We start from the raw sequence: 6590 nt of genomic DNA on the forward strand, positions 1-6590 counted from the left end.
GAGTTCGCTGACTTCTGTTTCAAGTGCTGAGGTTTTGGACGGCTTCATGGGTTGAGATTATGCCCGACTCGAATACACAAAGTTTTGATGCCTGTGTGTTGACTCCCTACGAATTCTGAGCAGTTATTAAAGAATATTAAATAAAAAACAGTTCACATTCAAAACGAACAAATCAAAGAATAACAATTAGACCCTGACTACCAAGTCATACTAGCCTATATTGAATTTATCTCTATAGACAACACTACTCACTTAATAATTAACAAAACAAACAATATATTTTCTTCAGCGCAGTTTATTAACGAATAAATAAACCTTATTTCTAATAAGCAACCATCAGGCTAGCGCCTCCTTATTAAGGTTAGTTAATATTCACTGGAGATTATATGATCACCCGATTTTTTTATTTAATCCTGACGTTTCTTTCTCTTCTTACGCCCTTCGCTACCGCCACAAACATAATCATTCATGGTGCAGGTATTGATGACAATGGCATCGCGCATATTACATTTGGCCAAGTAGTTTCGGGATCAAAAGAAACACGACAGATCACCCTTTGCCCCGTAATCGGTCAGACCCCTGTTTCAGTAACAGAGCCTTTCTTTCTTAATGAAGATGGGCAAACCACCATTAATGAATGCACACAGCTGATTCTTGAATTCAGACCCGGTGAAAACAGCTGTGATTACTGGTTGCATGAAGGACAACTGACCATTGCAGGGGGTACATCACAGGAACAGCAGATACAATTATCTGGAATAGGGGTGCGCCCCCCTGCCTGGCAAACCAAACAGGCCAGTTCCGGCTGGCGATATGGGGGCTCTCTCCAGCTGCCTGAAGCGCCTTATTCCTTATCTGCTACCAAAAATAATGAATACCTTGCCTGGGTCACCGGTAGCGATGCTGATACAACCAATGGCTATCAAGAGTACAGCCTGACTAATCAGGGCAATTTTGACTCGCTCACTTGCGTCATTGACACCAGTAATATTGACGACAATACGCAAGTTTTTTTAACAGCCAGAGGCTGGAGAGAAGGAGAAGGACTCGGCCGTATCACTGCCATCAGCTCAGGTAATGACTTTTTTGTCGGGGTGCAGAAAAATGGCTATGTTCTGACTCACCAACCCGGTAATTCTACCTGTACTTCAGCCTCTCCCGGCAACTCGACTCAAGATGACTTTGCCGATCTGTTCCGGTTACAGGGGTTTGGGGGTAGCCCAAGAATCTGTAGCATTCCCTGCCTTGGCCCCAATGCCTTTGATTGCTCCAGCTCAGTGGAATGCCGAAGCAGATGTTCTACCCGAACCTGTAACTTTGACTATCCCAGTAAAGGTGAAGGCATTGCCGTTTCATCCACACAGAATTGTCTTCTGGTAACCGATACCTTTAACAGTGAACTTAATACCCTAGTTTTTCAAAAGAATGACTCGTCCAATTTAGATAGAGAGCACTTCAGAGTCGAGGAAACACTGGATTACACCGAAAAAGACCTGGAATTGCTGGATGTTAACAACAGCAATTTTTCAGTCACCATTAATAAACGATCCAGTACAGCTACTGTATGTTCTGTCATGGAGGACGTAGAACAGAACCTATGCCAACCGGCCGACTGCAAAGAAGTATGCCATCCCTCTTTTCGCAATGCTTCCAGCGTAAAATTTCTGACCGATAGAGACAGGGAGTTTCTGGTCACCGACTTACTTGAGCAGAAACTCTATCTCTTCAGCCCTGCAGGAGAAGTCGTTGCAAGCTGGCCTGAAAATCCTCAGACAACGAACCTTTGTGGTTTATCTCAGGTAGTGCGCCACCCCAGTCGAGATGAATTAGCCCTGTTATATACAGGTTCCAGTGTCATTGTTTTATTAGAATGGAATGGTTCATCATTTTCAGAAAAGACTCGTTTCACCGCTGCTGAATTCACAGGCTTGAGTCAACCGATCAGCGCAGTCTTTCATAGAAACAGACAACGAAGAAAGTAACCTCCATGTGGCCATGCGCGAAAGTCGGCAAATAGCCCGCCTACAATACTCACCGGTTACCGAAGCTTTTTATCAAACCAGATTACCTGCAGGCCTGACTTCCTCAGAGCCTTTTATGCCGGGAGAAGCCAGTGGTACGTGCCTGACTCCCGCCCCAATTCGAACGTGCACTTTTGGTGACAGCCGTTTAAATAACAGCTATCCCTCATCTTCTTCTCTTTCAGCGGGTGCCATTGCCGACATCGTTGCTGGAGGAGTAACGCTCATCTTAACTCCCGTTATTATTCTTACAACGGCCTGCATACTGGTCAGTAGAAGCACCAGTAAAACAATTCAAACGGAAGGTATGGAAATGCAATCGAAGCTATAACAGCGCAGATGAGCCTGCAGGGACAAAGAAAGCCCTACAGGAATTCTTCATAAAGAAACCAGAGAACAGAGCGCCGCTGATGACTGACGGGGTTCAGTCATCTTCGTCCTGAAGCATCAGCCACTCCAATGCCTGTTCTTTTTCATCCAGAGAGAATGTTTCCGCTTCAACACCGGGAAACAGCATATCCGCCCACTCTACAGCATGGGTCAGCCACTTGTTTTCAGTCACAACCGCTTTTTTACTAACGGCTCTGACATGGGGCAGACCGAACTTGAGATCTTCCCAGAGTGCGGCCAGAGAAATACCTTCCCACTCCGCCAGCTCAACATAAACGGCAATTTTTTCATGTTGCTCGAACTTGGGCCTGATCGAGTCAATCAAAGGCACTATGTCGTCTTGCTCGATTTTACCTTTAACTTCAATACCCACCAGAAAATCAGCAGGCATAGGTAACAACTTGATCATAAGTCACTCCTGTTACCGTGAAAAACACTCTGCGACTTGATTGCTCATGTTGGAAGGACGCGCAAACTGTTTTCTTTCGCAATAGGCATCTATTCTGCCACCAACATTGACGGATCAATGTTACATTTGCTCATTGTTGTTGATATCTGCGCATCAGTACCAACAGATAGCTGCTGACTGCCAGCGCAGTGAGTCCCAGTAATACTTTCAGGACAATCTGGGGAACCAGCCAGATTGAAACACTTATACCCAGCCATAATACAGCCAGAGCCCGGTACCCTATTTTGGGAGAAAGAGCCCTGTCATGAAGGTACTCTCTCAAGACCGGACCAAACTTAGGGTGCCCAAGTAGCCACTCATTCAGTTTTGGGGAAGAGCGTACACTGAGCCACACCGCCATCAACAGAAACACCGTGGTTGGCATGAGCGGCAACAGGGCACCAATAATGCCAAGAATAATGCAAAGTATTGCTAACCCCTGATACAAACTTCGCAATAATGGATTTCTGACCAGCAGTGTGTCATCTTCTGTTGCTACCTGACCAGCCATAGGGGGTTCTTTACACTTATTCAAACGTGGCTTCCTGAATACTCTCTACATAATCCAGCTCTGCCAGTTTTCTCAGAACTTCGTAGTAATCCAGCTGATTGGTGTCACCGATTGCCAGGTATTCTCCAGTACGGCACTGGATTTTTCCCGGCGAATCACGGTACACAACCAGCGTTGGATCAATCGCCATGACCTGGTCAACGTATTCGATCTTGTCCGGAATGCAAAATTCATAGGACACAGATCTCATGTTGCCGCCAGAGCCACGCAGGCCATCCTTATTGAGTTCATTGAGATCAAACTGGATCTTGGCCATATCCCCCACTTTCCAACCCAGCGTGGAACAACCACCCAGCAACAAAGCCAGCAGGAGTAAAGAAGGGGCTTTCAACAACATAAGCAAAACCTTAAAAGATAACTTGCCTGACTATAGTAACTCTTTTTTCTGGCTCATGGCGGTTAATCACAAAAATGCTACCCAATATTGATTGCAAAGGGCTTAAGCAGCAACGTCCTTTCTAAAAAAGGACCATAGTCTATGGCATTAGCCACCACCGCTCCGAAGCTCGCAACCCCCAGTGTAAAAATAAAGAAGGGAGTGTAGAGCCGGATCCAGCGAATGTAATCCACCCTGGCCGCAACAAGCGCTGCGATGAAATAACCACTGGTTGGAAAAAATATATTGGAAATCCCGCCTGCAACATTTCCGGCTGGGATGGCTTCGATAATATCCATGGGACTAACAGGCGTCTGCTCAATCTGTTGATAAAAGCCCGGTACTACACTTTCCCGACCATTCGCCAGGGTTTCTCTTTCATACTGTCCGGCTGGAATAAACCCGCTGAGCACACCCACCAAAACAATGAAGAAGAGCAGGATGATGTAGATATCGGGAAACTCGAATCGCTTCTTTGCCTGACACGGCGATACTTCAAGGGTCGATGAATTCATAACAGTTACCTCTTGTTATTGTTCTTTCCGACTCGACGCCAGTTTTTTCTGACTTAAAGGTCAGTTTTTAAAGAGGTAAAGCAAGAAGTATGCACACTTGGCAGTGAGCAGAAAAAATTTAACTCAACAAAGGCCGCTCAAAATTCTATCTATATAGGACTTACGCATTGACAGCACGCTCTGAAATTTGATAACTGCCGAAAATGACTATCTTTTCAGGGACGAAAGTGAAAAGTACTACTCGCCCAACAACTGCACAATGCAAGCTTCCAAAATACATGGGATTTCTGATCAGTGAACCAAAATCGCCAACATGCACAAGACTGGAAGAAGTGACGGGCATTTCTCACGGGCATTTCTCACGATAGCGTTAATCGCTTTCTCAACCGCGAAGACTATCAACCAAAAGACATGTTTGACGAGGCCGCTCAAGCCCTATAGCCATTCAGTGGCTCTCGTCAGCCACTTCTGGTCTGGTAAAAACCATCGGACGGTCAAGGGGATTAACCTCGTCACCCTGCATTACACCGGCATTACTGGTCGCCATACGCCCTTGAATTACAGGGTATGCGACAAGTCTGAAGACAAGACTAAAAACGACTATTTTCGTGAAATGTTGATTGAAGTGCTGCCATGGGGATTGAAGCCAGCCTTTGTCACCGATGATTCCTGGTACAGCTGCGTCAAGAACCTGAAGGCGATTAAAAACCATTAGACTGGGTTCATGTTTACCGTTGAGAAAAACAGGACAGTATCACTGGAAAAAGGTCAATGGCAGCAGGTTCAAACCCTTGAGATACCAGATGATGGTCTGGATGTCTGGCTCAAAGATTTTGGTAATGTCAGGTTGTTCAGGACGACGCTAAAAGACCCGTGTCTCCACTACGTGGTTTACTTGCCAGAAGAGGCACCTTTTCAACGCATTCAACGCATTCAACGCATTCAACGCATTCAACGCAATGACTTCGTCCAGATTCATGATCAGCACTGGCAGATTGAACCGTTTCACAGAGCGATCAAGCAAGTGTGCCATATCGAGCATTTTCAAGTGCGTAATGAGAAGCCCGTGAGAAATCACCTATTTGCCAGTATTCTGAGTTTCGTTTATCTCCAGAAGATGCAGATAGCGCAAGAGTTTACGAATATTTATCAGCATCATCGGAAGCTGTTTAAGAGGGTGGTTGGCACTTTCATTGAGGTTTTTGCAAAGGGCAAAGATTATCTGTTACTAAAATTTGCAGGTGCCATCAATGCGTAAGTTCTATACCTCCACCTTTTGGGAGAGGGAGTTGTTTATTGAATCACTTAGTTTTGCAGCTTCCGCCGGAATGGGTATTGCCGCAGCAAAAGCAGGGGCGGCAGCTTTAGGCTTTCTGGTCGTTGCTACGCCGGTCGGATGGGTCGGGTTGATTGTCGGTGGACTGACTGTTGCAGCTGGCGGTGCTATTGCGACTACAACAATGAATAATGCAATTAAAAACAATGGTGGCGAGTGGTACGACAACCTTATGAAGGTGCTTAATTAACCATGAGTTTATTCTCTACACTGCTGGCTATTTCTACTGCCGTGATGATGATTGCCTGGTGTTTTTTTGTTTTGTTCGGGCAAGTAACCGTCAAAAAACTTAGAAAAAACATAGAGACAAAGGACGAACTCGGAGTAGAGTTTATGAGCGGACTGGATATCCTTAATGCTGCTGGCGCACTCTCAACACCAAAAGCCCTGAACAAGAAGCTGGAATCCAGCCAACTCTCCTTTCTGCATGCAAACTCTGAGCTTTTGTATAAACACACTACTCGCCTGGACAGGATTCTGGCGCGAATACTCTTTATGTTGTTTTATGGATCAGCAACAGCAATGATTGGTCTGGTGATAGCTGAATCATTAGGCTTGTTTTCACAGTAAGATACATAAAGCACTACTTATGTAGTGCTTTTCTTTATACTGCCATGTTTTTCTTCAGCGCATTAAGCGTTACCACAACAAAAAACAGCGTAGAAATACCCAGCGAACCTGGTATTAAGTAAAACAGCCAGTCGATGTGCTTCAGCACACCGAAAGCCGAATGAGTAGCCGCTTCAATTTTTCCGTTAAGCGCCAACGACCAGGAAAGAGTCTTGTAGGTGGCTAACGCCAGCAACAGAGCAACTTTTTGTTCCGTTGGACTTTATGGGGGGCTCCCAATTTCTTTTCGACGGTAGAGGGCATAGTTAGCAAGGAGTGCAATATGACAATAAAGAAAGGCACTGAAAGATAGACAGCCCCCGG

General features: G+C 45.5%; 8 protein-coding genes and 1 pseudogene. 4 read left to right on the plus strand and 5 right to left on the minus strand.

Features of this window, described 5'->3' with window-relative positions; translation table 11 throughout:
• The first annotated feature begins 386 nt into the window (after positions 1-386).
• Entirely contained in the window at positions 387-1982 is a 1596-nt protein-coding gene (locus ACR2PX_RS23360) for a hypothetical protein (RefSeq protein WP_434001757.1), read from the plus strand.
• 463 nt (positions 1983-2445) lie between these two features.
• Here ACR2PX_RS23360 and ACR2PX_RS23365 read toward each other — a convergent pair whose 3' ends face one another.
• The 4 genes from ACR2PX_RS23365 to ACR2PX_RS23380 form a co-directional block, all read right to left on the minus strand.
• Entirely contained in the window at positions 2446-2820 is a 375-nt protein-coding gene (locus tag ACR2PX_RS23365) for an STAS/SEC14 domain-containing protein (RefSeq protein ID WP_434001758.1), read from the minus strand.
• A 130-nt stretch (positions 2821-2950) separates the two neighbouring features.
• The gene (locus ACR2PX_RS23370) at positions 2951-3394 is read right to left on the minus strand and encodes a YbaN family protein (RefSeq protein WP_434001759.1); all 444 of its coding nucleotides are present in this window, start codon (positions 3392-3394) and stop codon (positions 2951-2953) included.
• Positions 3387-3767 carry a hypothetical protein gene (locus ACR2PX_RS23375; RefSeq protein WP_434001760.1) on the minus strand — a complete coding sequence of 127 codons (381 nt, stop codon included), beginning with the start codon at positions 3765-3767 and terminating at the stop codon, positions 3387-3389. Before ACR2PX_RS23375 ends, ACR2PX_RS23370 begins: the two co-directional genes overlap by 8 nt.
• Before the next feature lie 77 nt (positions 3768-3844).
• On the minus strand, positions 3845-4321 hold the full coding sequence (locus ACR2PX_RS23380; RefSeq protein ID WP_434001761.1) for a hypothetical protein: 477 nt from the start codon (positions 4319-4321) through the stop codon (positions 3845-3847).
• 227 nt (positions 4322-4548) lie between these two features.
• Between ACR2PX_RS23380 and ACR2PX_RS23385 the strand changes: the two are divergent.
• The 3 genes and pseudogenes from ACR2PX_RS23385 to ACR2PX_RS23395 all read left to right on the plus strand — a co-directional run bounded on the left by ACR2PX_RS23385 (position 4549) and on the right by ACR2PX_RS23395 (position 6227).
• Positions 4549-5579: pseudogene (locus tag ACR2PX_RS23385) on the plus strand (IS701 family transposase).
• Complete coding sequence (locus ACR2PX_RS23390) at positions 5572-5847, plus strand: hypothetical protein (protein ID WP_434001762.1); 276 nt, start codon at positions 5572-5574, stop codon at positions 5845-5847. Before ACR2PX_RS23385 ends, ACR2PX_RS23390 begins: the two are co-directional and overlap by 8 nt.
• A gap of 2 nt (positions 5848-5849) precedes the next feature.
• Entirely contained in the window at positions 5850-6227 is a 378-nt protein-coding gene (locus tag ACR2PX_RS23395) for a hypothetical protein (RefSeq protein WP_434001763.1), read from the plus strand.
• 34 nt (positions 6228-6261) lie between these two features.
• Here the strand turns inward: ACR2PX_RS23395 and ACR2PX_RS23400 are convergent, their stop codons facing one another.
• Positions 6262-6462 carry a hypothetical protein gene (locus tag ACR2PX_RS23400; protein ID WP_434001764.1) on the minus strand — a complete coding sequence of 67 codons (201 nt, stop codon included), beginning with the start codon at positions 6460-6462 and terminating at the stop codon, positions 6262-6264.
• Positions 6463-6590 lie beyond the last annotated feature (128 nt).

Source organism: Endozoicomonas sp., assembly GCF_051008435.1.
Classification (GTDB): Bacteria; Pseudomonadota; Gammaproteobacteria; order Pseudomonadales; family Endozoicomonadaceae; genus Endozoicomonas_A.